The following is a 19592-nucleotide window of genomic DNA, read 5'->3' on the forward strand; positions in this document are numbered from 1 at the left end:
TTACTCTGCTGCGAACCAAGAAAAAGTGGCAGAACAATATGTTGCTTCACGTTATGGTTCTTGGGAAGCTGCGAAAGCATTCTGGGAAGCAAACGGTTGGTACTAAGATTCATTTATTAATCGAACGGTTTACTTTTATACAAAGAAAGCCAAAAAGAGGTGCGACACTAGTTGTGTCACACCTCTTTTTTATTTACCTAATCTAATGAAACGTTCCAAGTTTTGATAAGTATTTTTCTTAACTTCTTCAACTGATAGCTCTTTGATTTCAGCGATTGTCTTTAACTGTTCTTCAAGCAGTGAGACATAATCTTTTTCTGAAAAACTATCACCTAATGCCCACTCTGCTGCATGTAGTCCATCCGTTTCAATAAGTAAGTGGTCGATTGGGACTGTTTTAGCTAGTTGCCAGACTGCTGGGTTCTTTTTCAAATCAAGACCAATGCTGAAATAACAGCCTAAATCAATATAGTCTTGTTGATAGTCCAAAGAAGAATACCAATGAATCAAATAGTGATTAGGGTAAGCTTGGATATAGCTTAAGATCTCTTTTTCGCATCCTTTTGTATGCAGTACAACAGGTTTCTTATTTATGGCTGCAAAAGCAAGCTGTTGCTCAAACACTCTTTTTTGTGTAGACAGCGGCACATTCGTCCAGATATTGTCTAACCCTATTTCACCGATGATCCTTGCTTTTTTCAAAAAAAGCTCAACTTGTGCAAACGTATAGCTATCCGCTTTCCAAGGGTGGATACCGTAACTTAAGACTTGATTCTTGCTTGTTGCAAGCCGTCTGTTTTCCTTCCATTCTTCTGGCGAATCACAATTAATGATCGTCAAAATCGTGTGTTCCTGCTGAAGGAGTGCTAAACTCTGACTCCCATCTAAATGGCAATGAGCATCACTTAACATCTCATTCACCTGCCAATAACTGATAAATCGTTTGCTTCAACTCTGATTGCTGCAGTAGCCATTCACGTGACCGTCGTTTTTCAGGCACTTGAATCTCAGCAATCACATGTGCCGGACGGGCGGAAAGCACAAGAATCCTGTCTGATAAATAAATTGCTTCTTCAATATCATGTGTCACGAGCAAAGTAGTCCGCTTTGCTTTTTTAGGCAGTTTCAGCATCCAGTCTTGCATCTGCCCTCTGGTCATAGCATCTAACGCTCCAAATGGTTCATCAAGAAGCAAGTAAGAGGAAGGATTCATGATTGTTCGTAACAAGGCCGTTCGCTGCTTCATCCCGCCAGATAATTGTTCCGGCAAAAAATGTTCATAGCCGTTTAACCCAAAGATATCCAGATAATCCCTTACTTGTTCTTCATCAATTGCTAGATGATTGATTTTTTGATATAACGTAACGTTTTGATAGACGCTCAGCCAAGGAAGTAACATATCTTCTTGCGGCATATAACTAAATGCTGTATGGAGACCCGTTACTTTTTGATCGTCTACTTTGATCGTTCCAGAAGTCATAGGCTGGACTCCTGTTAAAGTTTTCAGCAATGTTGACTTACCGGCTCCGCTTGGCGCGACAATCGATGTAAAAGTATCTTTAGGGAGAGTGAAATGGATGTCTTCTAATATTTTCAGGTTTTCAATAACTACATTCAAGTGGCTGATTTGGATTGACACATCTATCACTCCTATTTTATAAACTGATTAGTGAATAGTTCTTTCGAAGGTACATCTTGTTTGATCAATCCGTTTTCCTGCATAAAAGCTGTATAATTGCGCCAAACTTTTTCTTCCATCAATCCCCAATTCTCAGGATCATCCGTATAATTTTTTGATAAGAATGCTTGTGATTCTTCTAAAAACGTCCGATCATTTCCTTTTGCATATTTTTGCAACAGTTTAGCACTGTCATTTGGATCCTTAATAGCTTCCTGATAGCCTTTTTTCGTGGCATCCATAAAAGACTGTACCAATCCTGGATCATTTTTGATCAGTTGATCATTCGTAATAATTACCGGAGTATAGTAATCTAACCGTTCATCTAATTCTTTCAATGGGATATAGTTTAGTTCAATACCGGCTTCTTTTGCTTTGATCATATCCCAACCTTCAAAGTACCATTGGATATCTGAAGATTTTCCTAAGCTTTCTGGCCCTTCTCCATTGCTTCCTACCATTGTCAGTTTTGAAAAGTCACCGCCGTCTTTTTCCATCACAGCTTTTAAGACAGCTTCTTCACTTGGACTTTGCCAACCTGCATATGTTTTTCCTTCAAAATCTTTTGGTGAATGGATGTTACTGTCTGATAGGGTGGCGAATCCAGAAGTATTATGTTTGATCACTGTAGCAATTGCTTTGACTGGTATATTCTGTCCATCTGCGTGAGCATAAGTGACATCTTCTTGATAACTTACACCAAATTGTGCTTTGTCCGCACCTACTAGACCAATACTTGTCGAATTATCTCCTGGTTCGATGATTTGGATATCTAAACCAGCCTTTTTATAATAGCCTTTTTCTTTTGCTAGGTAGATGCCAGTATGATTAGTATTCGGTACATAATCCAAAACAAGTGTCACTTTTTTCAAATCCTTCGTTTCTTGTTTGCTACTTGTTTCCTTTGCAGTGCCACAAGCGGATAAAAGCAACAGTAGCGGTAATAAAAGCCATAATTTTTTCATTTGATCCCCTTCTCTTAAAAAATATAAAGCATACGGTAATACCCTTTTTTCAATAATGAACAAGCGCCATTCAGCAATAAACTCAATAGAATGACACAAATGATCGCAGCAAAAACTTTATCGATCTGGTAGCTGTTTTTTACGCGTATCATGTAATACCCTAAGCCTGCTTGAGCGCTTAGCCATTCTCCAACGACTGCTCCGCTGACACAATAAGTAGCGGCCACTTTTAAACCGGAAAAGAATCCGGATAAACCCGCTGGTATTTTATATATTCGATAAATCTTCCCTGTATCTGCCCCCATCGTTTTCAAAAAGATGATTTGCTCCTTCGATACTTTCCTCAATGTATCCGAAAAAGAAACTACGATCGGAAAATAGCTTATCAAGACAACAAGAATCACTTTTGGAAGCATACCGAAACCAAACCATAGGGTCAGTAATGGCCCTAACACCATGATTGGCAACATTTGAGAAATCACTAGTAATGGATAAAAAGACATTTCTAAGAACTTCCAATAATCCATTGCCAAAGCAGTAATAAAAGAAAAAACGCTAGCTATTGCCAAACCAATCACTGCTTCATTTAATGTTGTGACAGAATGGGAAAGCAATACGTGTGCATCTGCTGTTAACGCAGAAAATACAGCAGCAGGTCCGGGTAAAATAAAAGCGGGTATTTTCCAAACTAAGACAACGATCTGCCAAATAATTAAAATGAATGCCATACTGACTGCTGGATAAAGATTTTTCTTCATTTTGACGCCTCCTTTCTTCTAATATGGATAACAAAAAACGCTTGAAATGGGCACGACATAGTAACCCGCTTCAAGCGTCTGCTATGTTTCTCCCTTCACCAGTATTAACTGACAGGTTCAATGGGTCTAAGTTCACAACTTACTCTCATGTCGTCTACGACATCCCCAGAAACAGGTATTCATTTTTTAAAGTGTAGCACAAGAAGGAAAAAGCAACAAGCGCTTTAGTTATCATGCTGATTATTTCAATAAATAGGAGAGATCACTTGCCAATGTCGGATACCCCATGATATAGCCATCCAACTCTTTTTTAGTCAATTTTTGATTGATGACTAGTGTCAAATCATCGATCAATTCATCTGCTTGCTCGCTAATCACTGCAGCACCAATCAAATAATTTTGCTGGTCAAAGGTCAATTCAGCCTTAGCAACTGGTTCATTGACGCGATGATAGGTGAACCAACTGGTAAGATCCATCTCCACCACTTGATCTGACGAAGAGGCGTGACTTTTTGTAACTCCTACTTCAGCAAGTTTAGGACTGGCGTAGACGATCGTGGGTATAATCGGATATTTGATAGGTTCGCTTGTTGCATCCGTTATCCGCTTAGCTACATAATTTCCTTCAAAAGTGGCGACTGGTGTCAATTTGGGTGTTTTCCTTGAAACAATATCTCCACACGCAAAAATTTTTGGATTGCTCGTTTGCAAATAATCATTGACCTCAATCCCGTGTTTATCAAAGACGACATTCGCTTGTTCAAGTGCTAAAGATTCTGTATTCGGCTGTCTCCCAGTCGCACAAAAAATCATATCTGCTACTAATTCCGTCTCTTTTCCGACTAAACGATATCGAGTTCCTTCCGAGATGATCTTTTGAGTTTCAACATCAAAAGCAAACTGAATGCCAGATGCTTCCATTTGATGGACGGCTTCCCCTACCAAAGACGCCTCAAATTCTTTTAATGGCCGTTGATTATGATGGACAATGGTTACTTTGCTCCCTGCAGCATTGGCAATCGTAGCCAGTTCAAAAGCAATATATCCGCCGCCGATAAAAATGATTTCTTTAGGCAGTACAGGCAATGATAAAAAATCTGCACTAGTCTTCAAGTATTGCTTTCCTTCCACTGGTAAGATCGTGGGTCTTTGGCCTGTTGCCAGAACAAAGTAATCTCCATGAAAAACTTCTTCATTGACTTCAATAGATGAGTCGTCCAAGAAACGAGCGGTCCCTGAAAGATGATCGATTCCAGCTTCTGCCAATTGTTTTTTCCGATTTTCTGGAACTGGATCTGTGAATGTGCGTTTGAATTTTTGGAGTTCTTCCCAATTAGCGGTTGGGATCTCGTTAAATCCTTTTCCATTCAATTGTTTTATCCGATTACGGGCTTCTACAGCACTTAACAAGACTTTTTTAGGGTCACATCCACGGTTAGGACAAGTCCCGCCCCATAGATCTTCTTCGACCACTAATACTGTTTTACCTGCTTCTTTCAATCCATAAGCAGCACTTAAGCCGCTCACACCTGAACCGATGACGATTGCCTCATATGTTTTCATTTTCTTCCTCCTTTCGACTTAAAAAAGTAAAGACTTCTTTACTTGTCAGTGAACCAATGTTTTTTCCTTTTTCTACTATCACAATGTTTGGGTACACTGAAAGAAGTGAATACACTTCTTTCAGAGGCGTATCAAGGCAAACTTGTTGATGACTGTTTTTTGGTACTTCTTTTAAAAAATATCCATTGACGACTAAATCTTCGACTCGCCATTCTTTCGTCTGTTTCGGTTCATCAAAGAAATGCCGTACATATTCATTTTTAGGATTCATCAATAACTGTTCTGGTGTGTCGCATTGGATAATTTCTCCATCTTTCATAAACGCAATACGATCTCCTAGCTTGATTGCTTCTTCCATGTTATGCGTAACGAAAACGATGGTCGTTCCCAGTTCTTCATGTAAAGATAAAACTAATTCTTGTAATGAATTTCTTGAAATAGGATCTAATGCGCTAAATGGCTCGTCCATCAAAATCACATCTGGGCTTGCAGCAATAGCTCGGATGATCCCGATTCGTTGCTGTTCTCCTCCAGACAACTCTCTAGGCATACGATCTCGATAAATATCAGGAGATAAGCCAACTTTTTGAAGAAGTTCATCTACACGGTCTGCTCTTTTCTGCTTTTCCCAACCTAACATTTCAGGGATGACTTCAATGTTTTGCTTGACTGTCATGGTCGGGAACAAAGCGATTTGCTGCAGCACATACCCCATATTCCACCGCATTTTCTGCAGATTATATTCATTTAACGATTTTCCTTTGAAGTAGATGTCTCCTGCTGATGGTTTAGATAATCCATTGATCATTTTCAAAGTAGTTGTTTTTCCACTACCGGAAGGCCCAACCAAAACAAAGATTTCTCCTTCTTTGATTGCAAGAGTTAGGTCATCAATGACATATTTTCCATCGTACTTTTTTTGCACATGTTTGAATTCGATTAATTTAGTCACTGATCTCCCTCCTTTAGTAATCCTTCGTTTTCCAGGAAGGTTCGTGCTACTTCTGCCGGTTTTTTCTTTTCGACATTGACTTGATAGTTCATATCGATCATTTGATTTTCTGTTATTTTTCCGCTTAATTTATTCAGCGCTTCAACGATTTCAGGATGGTCCTTGGCGAAATCTGTTTTCATCAGTGGCGCGCCTTGATAAGCTGGGAATAGCCCTTGATCATCTTCTAGAGTGACTAGATCATACTCCTTGAGTTGGCTGTCTGTGGAATAAGCATCCACAATATTGACATCTCCATTATTGATTGCTTGGTAACGCAAACTCGGTTCCATGCTTTGTACACTTGAAAAATTCAATCCATATGCTTCTTGAATTCCTTTATATCCATCGGAACGATCAATAAATTCCAGTGTGAATCCCGCTTTGATCTGATCAGAAACTGCTGCTAAATCGGAAATCTTTTTAAGTTGATGCTCGTCTGCAAAAGATTTCTTGACCGCCAAGGCATACGTATTTTGATAAGCCATTGGTTTCAATAATGTCATATCGAATTGTTTGTTCAATAATTCTTCTGCTTCGTCATATGTTTTTTCTTTTGTCAAATCAGCACTTTTCATTGCTTCAGGTACCTTCACCAAGCTTTCTAAGACAGTCCCTGTGAATTCAGGATAGATATCGATTTGCCCTTGATCCAAGGCATTGAACAAAAAACTAGTCTTGCCAAAATTCGGTTTTAATTCAACTTCTGTTTTTGTGTTGTCTTCAATCAATTCTTTGTACATTTGGATCAGGATTTCAGGTTCTGCTCCTAATTTTCCAGCAATCGTGATGGTTTCATTTTTAAATAAGGCAGACTGATATAAAGAAACGCCCCCAAATAAACACACGACGGCTGCTAAAGTAATGATAGAATATCGAGGTTTCTTATGCTGCAACCAGCGAATCAATCCGCTGAATATAATGGCAAGCAAGGCAGAACTGATTGCACCAATCAATGTTAAAACTGGTGTGTTGCGGTCGATACCTAATAAAATAAATGTTCCTAATCCACCTGCTCCGATCAATGCCGCCAAAGTAGCCGTACCGATGATCAAAACTAAGGCAGTTCGGATACCTGAGATAATGACAGGCAATGCGATGGGAAGTTCTACTTTCAGCAAGCGTCTCATTCTGGACATACCAAATGCTACCGCCGCTTCTTCAATAGACGGGTCAATCTCAGCTAGACCAATATACGTGTTTTGGAAAATCGGAAGCAAAGCGTAAATAACAAGTGCAATCAATGCTGGAACAGTTCCGATCCCTACAAATGGGATAAGTAACCCTAATAAGGCAAGTGAAGGAATCGTTTGAAGCACACCCGTGATCTGCAATAAGACTTCTGCCATTTTTTTATGATTAGCTGCCCAAATTGCTAGAGGAATAGCAATCAGTGCTGCAATCAGCAAAGAAATGAGAGAAATAGACAGATGTTGAAATGCAGCTTCCAGCAACTCGCCTTTTCTTTCACTTAATGTTTGTATAAAATTATTCATGCGACCTTCCTTTCTGTTATTCTTTAAGTATAAACATTTCTTTACATTTTCCCAACTAACTTGACTTGCCTTAACCCTACTAGACGTCAGTAATTAATAGAAAAATCACCTCTAAATATGCGGATAAAAAAAGAATCCGAGCAACAAAATCGGATAGATTTTTTGGTTCTCGTTTCTTCACAACGAACATCCAATACATCTATACGAAATGATTACTCGGAATCAACCGTATTTTTTCATATACAACTTTTCTTTTAAATAAAAAGAAACAGCCAATAAAGTAGAAATCTCGTGGGGGAGAACACCTTTATTGGCCTGTTCAACAAGTATTATACTGTATCATGACACTTTTTTGCCAAAAATGTAAAAAACGGTTGTTTTGGCATCATAAACGTCTTGTTTTCTTATTTTTACTTATATCACCACTTTATTTTCTATCTCTTTCACTCCATAAAGCGGAATGAGTTCTTCTTTTGACTGATAATAAACAGCTTTTTCACGGTTCTTCATCAAAAATAGAAAGATTTCTTTCATAGCAAGTGGTGCTTTGCCTTGTTCAAATAAAAAGATGAATTGATACGATTCATTTATCTGGATTCTTGTCACAGGAATCAGTTTTTGGTCTTGAGCCAAAAAAACACCTTGATAATCTGTTTTTTTGGGTGATTTTGTAAGAATTGTCAATAAGTCTGCTGCTCGCATTTTTCCACTCCTTTTTGATAATTTGGAAGAAACAACCAAAAATAAATTTTTTTCATTTTCCTCTTGAAGAAAGAGTATAAGTCAGTATAATGAAGAGGTTGCTGAAAATTTTCAAAAGAAAAGAGGCTAGAAATGAAAAAATTAAATTTAATGACAGAATTGTGCGGAATCATTTTAGGCGCAGGGATCTATGGATTGGCTGTGACAGGCATCAATATTCCATCTAAACTGGCAGATGGTGGTGTTACTGGTATTGCTTTGCTCTTGCATAATCTTTTTGGATTCGCGCCTTCTATCACTTCGCTGCTTTTTAATTTACCTTTACTGCTTATCTCATTGTTTCTTTTTGGAAAACACGCTTTTCTTCGGACGATCGTCGGAACATTTGCGCTGGTTTTCTTTTTACATTTATGGGAAAGCCTTCATATACATTTTGCTGTAGATAGTCTACTGATCAATAGTTTGATGACAGGGATTCTTTCTGGCATTGGTTGCGGTCTCGTCTTTCGATTTGGCGGAAGCACAGGCGGAACAGATATCATTTATCAAGCCATTGAAAAATATTTTCATATTAAGATTGGCAAAAGTCTTTTCTTGATCACTTTTGGTATTTTAGTTGTCTCCTTGCTTTATTTGGATCTCACACATTTTCTGTATACATTGCTTAGCTGTTCTATTCTATCTTATACATTGAATAAAGTGAAGTATCTGGAAATTGGATCTGTTTTACCCCAATTGGAAGCAAAACAGACTACAGAAACATTTGAACCACTTGATCCTCTTGAACAGTTAGAGCACTGATTCTTATTTTTACTATTTTATTTACTTTACTAAAAGACCATTATGTAAACTACGACGTATATTCTTTCAATAAAATTTTTTATAAAATATGAAAACAAACTATTTTTGCAGACAATCTGTGAAAATAGTTTGTTTTTTACTCTTCACCCTTTTTCCTCTTGCTCACGGCAGAAAACATCAGCTAAGAAAAAAAGATTAGGTTACGATATAATCATTCGAGTAGAGTATAAAAAAAGAAACGCCGCAGCGTTTCCTTCCCCACTATAACATAATACAAGGTTGTATTTGACTTATTTAAAATAGCTATTCTCTCCTAAAGAATTTCCCTGATCGTCAATCAGCCCTTGCAGTGAACGTTCTAAGATACTATGGCTTTTTTTCGATTTTTTTTCTTCTGACTGCTTTGTTTCCTCTAATGTTTTTGTTCGATTGAACGTGCGTACAGAAGGCTCATCATTTCTTTTTTCTTGATAAGGCGTTGGTTCTGTATCAAACAACAGATAAGAGTCATCTGTTTTTTTCATTGATTCGATCAAATGCTCTTCAGAAATTTTACTTTCTCTAGGGTCTGGAATAATAGATGCAGGTACATATTTAGGAACAAAATAAGAACGTTCCCGTACCTTTGTGTCCACTGATGAACTTCTCATAGTATTTCGAGACTCTGTCCTCGTTTCACTTTGCCTGACAGGACGAGAAGACTCACCAAAAAGTTTTTTTCGTCCAGTCGACGTGAGTTCTGATTGATGATGTCCAGTATAATCCGGTAATTTTTCTTTATGTTTTTCCAAATTTTCCTTACGCGGAGCTGACTTCAATCCATTTGTTGCACGGCGCTTGCGTCGGACCTGTTCAGTGTTTGTGTTCGTGAAATGGAATTCTTTCATTTGTTCAAACGGGTGCTGATTCTGTTCAGTCAAAAGATCTTCCTGTCCGTCAAATAATACCCGCTTCTTCTCGCTGGTTAATTTTACGCCTAACTCGTCATCGTACGCAGGAAAACGGAAATGTTTTCGTCTGATTTCTTTCATTCAAACCATCCTTCTCAAAAATGGAACTTTTCTCAATAATAGCACAGATTTTTTGTTTTCAGTAGCAATGCGCTGATTATTTTAAGAAAATAGCGATGAATTTCATAAATATATAAAAAGTAACGAGGCTTAATTTGTCGTTTCTCTGATAACTAGTTCAGGGAAAAAGCGACGATAACCTTGACTTGCCCCTTTCTCTTCTATTTTTTTCAGCAACATTTCCCCGCATACTTCCCCCATACGGATAATATCTTGCTTGATCGTTGTCAATTTAGGCGAACTGATTTGGTCTAAAAACACGCCATCAAAGCCGATTACACCAAATTCTTCCGGCAAGCGCCCACCAGCATTTACAATTCCTCTTACCGCTCCTAGTGCCAGTCGATCTGAGCTGCATACAAAACAAGTTTTATCGGTGAAACCTGCCCAGTTTTCTATCATATATCTTTCTACTTCTGTCGAATGATTTGGAAATCGCAAGATCTTACTTGGAAGATCAGCTTCCTTCATCACAGATAAGTAACCAGCTTCCCTTGAAAGCTCAAACGATTCGTCCACTTCGATCCCGATATAAATAATTGTTTGGTAATCTCTTTCTAAGGCATATTGCGTTGCTTTTGCTGTACCATATTCATTATCGCTGTCTACATAGTCATATCCTTCACAATTTTCTCCAAACAAAACAACTGGTTTTTCCAAGCGGTCAATCCAATCGAAGTCTTTTTTTCTGACACCTGTGATGATGTATCCATCACAAGAACCGACATCGAATGCGTCATTTGTAACTAGTTGGAGAGAATAATGCGCTTTTCCGATCCGTTTAGCGATCCCCATCAGCAAATTCATGTAATAGGGCTCGGTTGTGTCGATTTCTTCCAGTATAAATAATTTGATGATCTGTGACCGATTCGTGACAAGTGCTTTTGCAGCAATATTTGGGCGGTAATCCAATTCAGCCATTGCTGAGAAAACTAACTCTTTCAATTCATCCGTCACCTGTTCCGGATGATTGATGACTCGAGAAACCGTCATTTTTGAAACATTGGCACGTTTTGCAACATCTGCTAAAGTGGGCATGCTCTCTTCCTTTCTAACATGTTGTCGTTCTTATTACCAATTATACCAAATTTTCCTAACAGGGTTCATTATAGCCCAAAAGAAAAATCAGAAAATCTCCTATCCTCCTTAAGTGATTTTCCGATTCAGCTATTTCTATTTTTTTATCAAATTCTTTGCTAAAAAAGCGGAAGCTTCCTCCATCAGTGGTATTTGTACCATGTGTCGCTGTGTTTTGGAGGAACGAAAAACAATTTCTTTTCCGTAAGGCTCATGCCGGTTTTTCTCTACAAATCTTTCCGTTTGTATATAAGGGATCTTTTCATCTGCTTGTCCATGCCAAAAGAACAGAGGGCGTCCAGCTAGCTTTTCCGGCTGCAATGATAAATCATAACTCTTGACCCACGAGATCAGATCAAAATAGTCTTTTGGCAAGATATAGTTGTATTCTGACGCTCGTCTTGCGATTTCTTTCCCATATTCCAGAGGCGCAGGAGATCCCATCAAACATACACCTGCTGCTATATGAGGATGCTTGGCTAACAACGCGCATGTTGTCATTCCACCCATCGAAACCCCGCCAACTGCAAGCCGATCATGTAAAAGATCTCTTTTTTCTAAATGCTTGATAAGCGTGTCAAACTCAAACAAGTTCCCGTAGATACTATCCCAAAATGTATAGGATGGAATAGAAGAAACTGGCTGTTTTCGTTCCCCATGATTCATCGCATCTGGCAGGATCACGCGAATACCTTGCTGTGCAATTTTCCTTCCTTGTGTCAAAACTAACTCCTTACTTGTCTGCCATCCGTGATAATAGATGACAACGGGAATCCGTTCTTCTCTTAATTCTTTCAGGACAACTTCTAGCACTGGAATTTGATTGACAGAACGTTTCAATATAATTGGATTCAATGGTTACTCACCTATTTTCATTAAATTTCCTGATCGCCATAGCAACCATGATCCGACAGTCGTCTGGAACAGGTTCAGTATACCAAATAATATAAATGCAGGACTGAATGGCTCAGGAAATAAGAATAGGGAACAAAGCCCCACCACTCCTAATGCTAGCGAAAGGAGAGGATAAATAGAGAAATTCAAAAAACTGGCAACGCTACCGAAAATATTACCAATAAATAGTATCAAAAAGAAAAAAACGCTTAGAATCAAACCATCTGTCAGCGACATCTGAAAAACAATGTTCTCTACATCAATTGGCTGTTGAATCGCATAGACACCTAAGTATATACTGAGAAGGAGACTGAGCACGTGGCTGGCACAAAACACTCGATTGACCGTTTTCATTTTAATCACCTAACCTATCTTTATAATTCTATTATAATCATTTTATCATTTTTTGGTACCAATAAAGTTTCAATTTTTCTTCACTTGCGATTTTTTTTGATATTGTTGTTATACAAATGAAAGGAGTTTTACAAATGATTGATCCTAAAATGTTGGGGATGATCTTCCTCATCAATTTTGCTTATATCACTTTGAACACGTTACGTTTTATGCTGACAATGAAAGGCTACCGGCTGATTGCTCCCCTTGTCAGTATGGTTGAGATCACGATCTATATCGTAGGGCTATCTCTTGTATTGGATCGTTTAGATAATCCGCTGAATTTATTTGTCTATGCGCTAGGTTACGCAGTAGGTATCAGTGTTGGGATTTTGATTGAAGACAAGCTGGCATTAGGATACATCATGGTCACAACGATTTTGCCAGCAAATAGCGCGGAAGATAAAAGTTTGCCTGGTATACTGAGAGAACACGGTTACGGTGTGACACAAACTTCTGCAATGGGTCTAGAAGGCGAGCGACTGGTCTTGGAAATACTTTCTCCTAGAAAAAGCGAACGTGAACTGTATCGTCTGATCAAAGAAATTGAAGAGCGTGCTTTCATTATCTCATATGAGCCAAAATATATTTCAGGTGGTTTTTGGACTAAAAAAGTAAGAAAAAGACAAGGAAAATAACTCACAAATTAAAAAACTGTCGAACATATAAATTAAATTTTAGATGTTCGACAGTTTTTATTTATAATTTTGATTAAAAAACATCGACATATACTCATCGATTTGTTATTATACTTTATATACTTATCAATTTAATTTGGAGATATTATGGAAATTCAACGTAAAACAACTAATTTTTTACATTTAGGCTCTTTTTTTGCAACTTTGACGATTTTATTTTTTCTATGTTATTCGTACGTTAAGACCTCACATGCGCCTTCTAGTGCATTAGGCTGGTTGCTTTTGGATCATTCTGATATTACAGAAACCGAAGAAAATCCGTTTTTTTTGATTCTATCTTCTTTATGCGGCTTGATGTTTTCTGTGTATTTCGGTGCCTATTTTTTTCATCGACATCCTGGTACGTTAAATGAAGCTTCAGGTGTATTGATTGCATTTAAAACGTTTTCTTTTTTAGCTATCCTTTTTTATTCGTTTAATCACAATACGCTTTTCTTCTTTATCATGAATGGTTTAGTCGTGATTTTATCTATTTTCACTTATTTTATTTTTTCACTCATTTTTAGCCAAATGAGATGTCCGCTCTTCTTTCGATTAGTTCCTGTCACATGTTTTATCTACAGCTTGTTTTCCTTTTTTGTCCTTGCTTTGATACCATTGGCCAACCCTTCGACGATCCAAGTCGCAGGAAATCTGTTGGATATGCTTTTCATCGTCAGTCTAGGTGTATTTATGTGGCAAAGAAAAAAGAAACAAAATAAAAAGCATTATGAAGCCTGACTATGACGACTTCATAAATGCTTTTTTAGTTTTAAACACTACAATCTAAAAGAATAACCCAAGATTGGGTAGATGATTAATAATGACTTCCCATTCGTTTCTGAGTAATTCTGGATCACCAAATGGGCTTCCTAATCTAATCGGCTAGTTCTTCCCTTAGAATGCCATACTTGACTGAATCATAATATTGATTATTTAAAAATCTAACTTTTCTTATGACTCCTTCCTTTGTCATTCCACATTTTTCACCAATTTTTTGCATTCCTTTGTTTCCAGACCATGTAGTGAATCCAATATGTGGTAGATAGGCAAAATACTCGAATAATTCTTTTAACCATAAAAGAAGAGAAAGACTCCTCTTGCAAGAATCAGCATAATTTTTTCTTACTGCTCTCTTAGATTCTACTCACCAAAGCTGCTCTATATTGTTCCATATTCTTTGATATAAGAAAATGCATGCGGCATAAATTTCTTGCTCAGCTCAGAAAAGATTTGTCGTTTAAGAAAGGCCGTTTCCTCCATTGTCAATGAAGGATCCAATGTTGGAAATTCGATCTCAAGATTGTTTTTTTCGACAATAGGCAATGCTAGTGTAAATGATTCTTCTTCCTTTATGGTATTCGTCACAAGTAATGACTGATGGAAAATACTAGGCCGACGATTTTTATATTTATTCTTACGTATCCTGTCAACGATAACTTCTATTTGATCAAAAAAGTACGCTTCATTTACATCTCCAATAAGTTCGGCTAATTCTTTGAATACCTTCGTTACAGGAAGCTGATTCTTTTGTATAAAAAAATAATTAGCCAACGTAAGCGGGAAGCGTTCTTTAGAGGAAAGTGTAATAAAACGGTACTTCTGATTTCCTGCAGTCGTTCTCAGCAATTCTGTCTCTCGGCTGTTTCTTACTCCATAAAAATGCGTTTCTTTTCGTTCATCTTCAAAACAATACGCCCAAATAACTTCTCCCATCGCTAATTTTTGTTCAGCCACAGAGAGTCTCTTCAATTGGTCGGCTATGGTTTCAGCAGCCGAAGCGGCTTGTTGCAAGTAATCGTTGGGATCAAATACTGGAAAGTTCAAATGATATCTTCGTTCTTCTCTCTTGATTAATCCTGCATCGATCAATAGATCAAGAAAATGAGAAAATTTGTTTTGCGGAAATTCTTTTTTCAATTCTCTTAGAATCGTTTCTTTTTCCCGATGTTCATATAGATAATCGGTCAATAAAGAAAAAAGCGGATCACCGGTCAGTTTTTGATAAAAGTTTTCCTTATTTTTTGAATAATAATAGTTCATATATGTTCTCTTTTCTATCCATTTTATTTTACTTAAAAGGCTTTTACATAAAAAGGAGGAAGAATAAGAGTCATATTTGACTGTTATTCTCCTCCATTTCTTAGACTTTTAGTATGTTCTGTGTTTCTTTTTATTCAATCGCTTATCCCATTCATTTTGAATGCTTCATCCTACCATTTGATTAGCTGAATACAGCCGTCAACTGAGGTACGACTTGTTTTTTACGTGAAACGACACCTTTAAGCAAAGCTCGGTTGTTGGTCAAAGTTGTTTGAAAAGCTTCTTCTACTTTTTCTTTTCCTTTACCAGCAACAAGTAATTCTGAATCGCTGTCTAAGATATTTGTGACAACTAATACGAATAAATCGTAGCCATTTGCTTTCATTTCTTCTTCCATCGCTGCTTCTAGTTCTGCTTGCCGATCCATCACTTCATTCAGATCCACTGTATTGACTTGAGCGATACGCACATTGGAACTGCCCATTGGGAAACTTTTTGCATCCAAATCAAGAAGAACCGCGGCTGATTTATCACTTAGATTCGTTCCGGCTTTCAACATTTCAAGACCATAGGCAGTTAGATCTACTTCAGCGATTGCTGCAAGTTCTTTTGCAGCTGCTTCGTCTTCAGGCGTACATGTTGGCGATTTGAACAACAATGTATCTGAAATGATAGCTGAAAGCATGATCCCAGCAATTTCTTTAGGGATCGTTACTTGGTTTTCTTTATATAGTTTTAAAATGATCGTACTTGTACATCCAACTGGTTCTGCACGATAGTACAATGGATTAGCTGTTTCAAAGTTTGCAATACGATGGTGGTCTACTACAGCCAAAATATTTACTTCGCTGATATCTGAAATACTTTGTTGGAATTCATTATGATCCACAAGCATGACATCTGCATTTTCTGCTTTAGCTGACTCTACTACTCGTGGTGCAGATAATTGAAAGTGGTCTAATGCGTATTGTGTTTCTTCATTAGGTGTACCTAGAGCAACTGCTTCTGTTTCGTTACCTAATTCATTTTGCAAGTGTGAAAAGGCAATGGCTGCCCCAATTGCATCTGTATCTGGATTTTGGTGACCAAAAACTAAAATTTTTGACATGTCATTCGCTCCTTTGTGATTTCTCCTATTTAATAATAGCAAAAAAACGGAAAGAAGCAATACTTAACTTCTTTCCGATGCGTTCTATCGCGTTAAATATTTTGTATACTCTTCTGTATGAAGCAATCGTTTAGCATTTTCGACACGTTCTTTTGTAGGTGGTTCGATTCCTTCTAATGGATATTTCAAACCAAGTGTTTCCCACTTGTATTTTCCCATCGTATGGTAAGGAAGGATCTCTACTCTGTCTACATTTGACAAGGTTTGGATAAAGTTGTCTAGTCGGATCAAATATTCATCATAATCACTTCGCTCAGGAACTAGTACATGGCGAATCCAAACCGGTTTGTTGATTTTTGACAAATATTGAGCCATTTCTAGAATATTTTCATTGTCCCAATGCGTTAGTTTTTTATGCTCTTCATTATCGATGTGTTTGATATCAAATAACAGTAAGTCTGTATACTTCATCAATTCTTGAAAACGAGAGAAGAAGGGGTCTTCATACGTAAAAGGTTTTCCGCATGTATCCAATGTAGTATGCATTTCCCGCTCTTTTGCTTTTTTAAATAGTTCGATCAAAAAATCGATCTGCAATAGAGGCTCTCCGCCACTAACAGTAATCCCACCTTTATCTCCCCAGTAAGGTCTGAAGCGTTCCGCTTTATCTAAAAGTTCATCTGCTGAGTACTCTTTCCCTCCGCCAATATTCCAAGTATCAGGATTGTGACAGAATTGGCAACGCATGCGGCATCCTTGCATAAACACGACAAAGCGCAGTCCAGGGCCGTCTACTGAACCGAAAGTTTCGATAGAATGAACATATCCGATTGTTTTTTCTTCCATTTAAATTCACATCTTTTCTTTGATTTCATTTTAAGTACAAGTTAGCTGTCGAAGCGAAGCTTTCTGAACAAAATTTTTCGCAATCACCGCTTCGTTATGTGTAAAATTTACAGGGACGGAACATACTTGTCCTGCCCCTGTAAATCGTGTCTTTCAAATAAGCATACTGATCATTCGATTATGATGCGAAGGATATCTAACGATCTTTCGGCACTGAGTCGAAAGGCTGTTTCCTAAACTTTTTTACATTCTGTCGTGTGAAGTTCTCATCAAGACATCTAGTTGTTGTTCTCTTGTCAAGTCACGGAATTTAACTGCATAACCAGATACCCGGATCGTCAAGTTCGGATATTTCATTGGATTTTCCATTGCATCACGCAATAGATCATTACTGAATACATTGACATTCAAATGATAAGCCCCTTTTGAGAAGTATCCGTCTAAGACATTACGCAAGTTTTCGATTCTTGTATCTTGTTCTTTTCCAAGACCAGAAGGATTGATTGTTTGGGTATTTGAAATTCCATCCAATGCACAGCCGTAATTCATTTTAGCTGTTGAGTTCAGGCTGGCCAATAACCCACTTTGTTCTGCATTGTAACTTGGGTTTGCTCCTGGCGCAAGTGGTTTTCCAGCTTCACGGCCATCAGGAGTATTTCCTGTATTTTTACCGTAAACAACATTTGAAGTAATCGTCAATAATGAAGTTGTTGGTTTTGAGTTGCGGTAAGTTTTATGACGTTTGATTTGTCCCATGAAGTATTCCAAGATCCATGAAACTAATTCATCTGCACGGTCATCATCATTTCCGTATTTAGGGAAGTCGCCATCTACTTCAAAATCAACTGCTATTCCTTTTTCATTACGGATTGCTTTTACTTTTGCATATTTGATGGCTGACAAGCTGTCTGCCGCATGAGAGATTCCAGCAATACCTGTAGCAAATGTGCGTTGCAAGTCAGAATCCATCAAGGCAAGCTGAGCTGCTTCATAAGAATACTTATCATGCATGTAATGAATGATGTTCAACGTATTGACATATAGTTCTGCTAACCAATCCATCATATTCATGAAGTTATGTTTCACTTCTTCAAAATCTAGTACTTCTGATGTGATTGGACGATATTCTGGTCCAACTTGGGCGCCAGTCACTTCATCGACCCCACCATTGATAGCATATAATAGTGTTTTAGCCAAGTTAGCACGAGCACCAAAGAACTGCATGTCTTTTCCAACAACTGTTCCTGATACACAGCAAGCAATCGCACAATCATCAGAACCCCATTGTTCACGAAGCTGATTGTCATTCTCGAACTGAATCGAAGAACTTTCAATAGCGATTCGGCTCGCATATGTTCTGAATCCTTCTGGAAGGTGTTCAGAATACAAAACAGTCAAGTTTGGTTCTGGTGAAGGTCCCATATTTGTCAATGTGTGAAGCAGACGGAAATCATTCTTCGTCACTAATGAACGACCATCTAAGCCCATACCAGCAATGGATAAAGTAGCCCAGATAGGGAAACCTGAGAATAATTGGTTGTATTCAGGTGTACGCGCGAATTTGACCATACGTAATTTCATTACTAAGTGATCGATCAATTCTTGCGCTTCTTTTTCTGTGATTACTCCATTATCCAAATCACGTTGGATATAGATATCAAGGAATGCTGAGATACGTCCGATTGACATCGCAGCGCCATTTTGTGATTTGATTGCTGCTAAATAACCGAAGTATAACCATTGGACAGCTTCTTTTGCATTTGCAGCTGGTTTAGAGATATCATAGCCGTATTTTGCAGCCATTTCTTTCATTTGTGCTAATGCACGATATTGTTCAGTGATTTCTTCACGTAAACGAATCACTTCTTCACTCATCGTATGATAACCAGTCATATCATGATCTTTTTTCTTTTGTTCCATCAAATAGTCGATTCCATACAATGCCACACGACGATAGTCGCCGATGATACGTCCGCGACCGTAAGCGTCTGGAAGCCCTGTAATGATTTTGTTTTTACGAGCTGCACGCATTTCCGCAGTATAGGCATCAAACACCCCTTGATTATGTGTTTTGCGCCAGTCAGTGAAAATATGTGTTAATTCATCGTTTGGTGTATAGCCATTGCTTTTCAGCGCATTGTTAGCCATATTGATTCCACCGAACGGCATGAATGCTTGTTTCAAAGGTTTGTCTGTCTGTAGACCGACGATTTTTTCCAAATCTTTATCCAAATAGCCTGCATCGTGGGAAGTAATGGTTGATACGATTTCTGTATCCATATCATAGACACCGTTACGTTCGAATTGGATATCATTCAGCTTTTGCAATTCATCCCATAATTTTTCTGTTGCTTCTGTTGGGCCTTCCAAAAAGCTGTCATCACCGCGATATTCAGTGTAGTTGTTTTGAATAAAGTCTCTAGTGTCTACGCCTTCTTTCCATTTGGTACCTTTAAATCCATTCCATTGCTCCATTGTATGGACCTCCTAAATTTCTGTTTTATGTAACAGTTTTTACGTGATTAGTATA

General features: G+C 37.9%; 19 protein-coding genes, 2 pseudogenes and 1 riboswitch. Of the genes and pseudogenes, 4 read left to right on the forward strand and 17 right to left on the reverse strand.

Annotated features, from left to right (window positions below):
• Window positions 1–106 (forward strand): annotated as a pseudogene (locus AB3I00_RS11330) (peptidase M23); the annotation flags it as partial.
• A gap of 83 nt (window positions 107–189) precedes the next feature.
• Here AB3I00_RS11330 and AB3I00_RS11335 read toward each other — a convergent pair.
• The 8 genes from AB3I00_RS11335 to AB3I00_RS11370 form a co-directional block, all read right to left on the reverse strand.
• Window positions 190–912: a TatD family hydrolase gene (locus AB3I00_RS11335; RefSeq protein WP_086286089.1), complete on the reverse strand. Its 723-nt coding sequence runs from the start codon at window positions 910–912 to the stop codon at window positions 190–192.
• A gap of 1 nt (window position 913) precedes the next feature.
• The gene (locus AB3I00_RS11340; protein WP_024636196.1) at window positions 914–1639 is read right to left on the reverse strand and encodes an ABC transporter ATP-binding protein; all 726 of its coding nucleotides are present in this window, start codon (window positions 1637–1639) and stop codon (window positions 914–916) included.
• An 11-nt stretch (window positions 1640–1650) separates the two neighbouring features.
• Complete coding sequence (locus AB3I00_RS11345) at window positions 1651–2643, reverse strand: ABC transporter substrate-binding protein (protein ID WP_368025244.1); 993 nt, start codon at window positions 2641–2643, stop codon at window positions 1651–1653.
• A 14-nt stretch (window positions 2644–2657) separates the two neighbouring features.
• The gene (locus tag AB3I00_RS11350) at window positions 2658–3401 is read right to left on the reverse strand and encodes an ABC transporter permease (protein WP_368025245.1); all 744 of its coding nucleotides are present in this window, start codon (window positions 3399–3401) and stop codon (window positions 2658–2660) included.
• A gap of 73 nt (window positions 3402–3474) precedes the next feature.
• Window positions 3475–3579, reverse strand: a riboswitch (TPP riboswitch).
• Between the two features lie 62 nt (window positions 3580–3641).
• On the reverse strand, window positions 3642–4964 hold the full coding sequence (locus tag AB3I00_RS11355) for an NAD(P)/FAD-dependent oxidoreductase (protein WP_368025247.1): 1323 nt from the start codon (window positions 4962–4964) through the stop codon (window positions 3642–3644).
• On the reverse strand, window positions 4951–5916 hold the full coding sequence (locus AB3I00_RS11360) for an ABC transporter ATP-binding protein (protein WP_024636195.1): 966 nt from the start codon (window positions 5914–5916) through the stop codon (window positions 4951–4953). Before AB3I00_RS11360 ends, AB3I00_RS11355 begins: the two co-directional genes overlap by 14 nt.
• A complete protein-coding gene (locus AB3I00_RS11365; protein WP_002290253.1) occupies window positions 5913–7451 on the reverse strand; it encodes an ABC transporter permease/substrate-binding protein in 1539 nt (512 codons plus the stop codon). Before AB3I00_RS11365 ends, AB3I00_RS11360 begins: the two co-directional genes overlap by 4 nt.
• 414 nt (window positions 7452–7865) lie before the next feature.
• On the reverse strand, window positions 7866–8153 hold the full coding sequence (locus tag AB3I00_RS11370) for a hypothetical protein (RefSeq protein WP_002290251.1): 288 nt from the start codon (window positions 8151–8153) through the stop codon (window positions 7866–7868).
• Window positions 8154–8285: 132 nt separating this feature from the next.
• On the opposite strand from AB3I00_RS11370, the gene AB3I00_RS11375 reads away from it, so the two are divergent.
• A complete protein-coding gene (locus tag AB3I00_RS11375) occupies window positions 8286–8954 on the forward strand; it encodes a YitT family protein (RefSeq protein ID WP_002290249.1) in 669 nt (222 codons plus the stop codon).
• Window positions 8955–9244: 290 nt separating this feature from the next.
• Here the strand turns inward: AB3I00_RS11375 and AB3I00_RS11380 are convergent, their stop codons facing one another.
• The 4 genes from AB3I00_RS11380 to AB3I00_RS11395 all read right to left on the reverse strand — a co-directional run bounded on the left by AB3I00_RS11380 (window position 9245) and on the right by AB3I00_RS11395 (window position 12349).
• Complete coding sequence (locus tag AB3I00_RS11380) at window positions 9245–9985, reverse strand: hypothetical protein (RefSeq protein ID WP_070770716.1); 741 nt, start codon at window positions 9983–9985, stop codon at window positions 9245–9247.
• Window positions 9986–10114: 129 nt separating this feature from the next.
• Window positions 10115–11062: a LacI family DNA-binding transcriptional regulator gene (locus AB3I00_RS11385; RefSeq protein WP_002309535.1), complete on the reverse strand. Its 948-nt coding sequence runs from the start codon at window positions 11060–11062 to the stop codon at window positions 10115–10117.
• Between the two features lie 135 nt (window positions 11063–11197).
• Entirely contained in the window at window positions 11198–11956 is a 759-nt protein-coding gene (locus AB3I00_RS11390) for an alpha/beta fold hydrolase (protein ID WP_024634678.1), read from the reverse strand.
• 3 nt (window positions 11957–11959) lie between these two features.
• The gene (locus tag AB3I00_RS11395; protein WP_002290241.1) at window positions 11960–12349 is read right to left on the reverse strand and encodes a hypothetical protein; all 390 of its coding nucleotides are present in this window, start codon (window positions 12347–12349) and stop codon (window positions 11960–11962) included.
• 134 nt (window positions 12350–12483) lie between these two features.
• On the opposite strand from AB3I00_RS11395, the gene AB3I00_RS11400 reads away from it, so the two are divergent.
• Window positions 12484–13026: a DUF2179 domain-containing protein gene (locus AB3I00_RS11400; protein WP_002289260.1), complete on the forward strand. Its 543-nt coding sequence runs from the start codon at window positions 12484–12486 to the stop codon at window positions 13024–13026.
• 147 nt (window positions 13027–13173) lie between these two features.
• The gene (locus AB3I00_RS11405) at window positions 13174–13806 is read left to right on the forward strand and encodes a hypothetical protein (protein ID WP_368025248.1); all 633 of its coding nucleotides are present in this window, start codon (window positions 13174–13176) and stop codon (window positions 13804–13806) included.
• A gap of 136 nt (window positions 13807–13942) precedes the next feature.
• On the opposite strand, the pseudogene AB3I00_RS11410 reads toward AB3I00_RS11405, so the two are convergent.
• The 5 genes and pseudogenes from AB3I00_RS11410 to pflB form a co-directional block, all read right to left on the reverse strand.
• Window positions 13943–14155 (reverse strand): annotated as a pseudogene (locus AB3I00_RS11410) (GNAT family N-acetyltransferase); the annotation flags it as partial.
• A 71-nt stretch (window positions 14156–14226) separates the two neighbouring features.
• Window positions 14227–15108 carry a DUF1803 domain-containing protein gene (locus tag AB3I00_RS11415; protein WP_368025249.1) on the reverse strand — a complete coding sequence of 294 codons (882 nt, stop codon included), beginning with the start codon at window positions 15106–15108 and terminating at the stop codon, window positions 14227–14229.
• 181 nt (window positions 15109–15289) lie between these two features.
• Window positions 15290–16216, reverse strand: a complete 927-nt coding sequence (locus AB3I00_RS11420; protein ID WP_002372303.1) for a manganese-dependent inorganic pyrophosphatase — start codon at window positions 16214–16216, stop codon at window positions 15290–15292.
• Between the two features lie 84 nt (window positions 16217–16300).
• Window positions 16301–17062 carry a pyruvate formate-lyase-activating protein gene (gene pflA / locus AB3I00_RS11425; RefSeq protein WP_002309545.1) on the reverse strand — a complete coding sequence of 254 codons (762 nt, stop codon included), beginning with the start codon at window positions 17060–17062 and terminating at the stop codon, window positions 16301–16303.
• Between the two features lie 243 nt (window positions 17063–17305).
• Window positions 17306–19537: a formate C-acetyltransferase gene (gene pflB, locus AB3I00_RS11430; protein WP_002309546.1), complete on the reverse strand. Its 2232-nt coding sequence runs from the start codon at window positions 19535–19537 to the stop codon at window positions 17306–17308.
• Window positions 19538–19592 lie beyond the last annotated feature (55 nt).

This window comes from Enterococcus sp. C76 (assembly GCF_040886985.1).
Classification (GTDB): domain Bacteria; phylum Bacillota; class Bacilli; order Lactobacillales; family Enterococcaceae; genus Enterococcus_B; species Enterococcus_B lactis.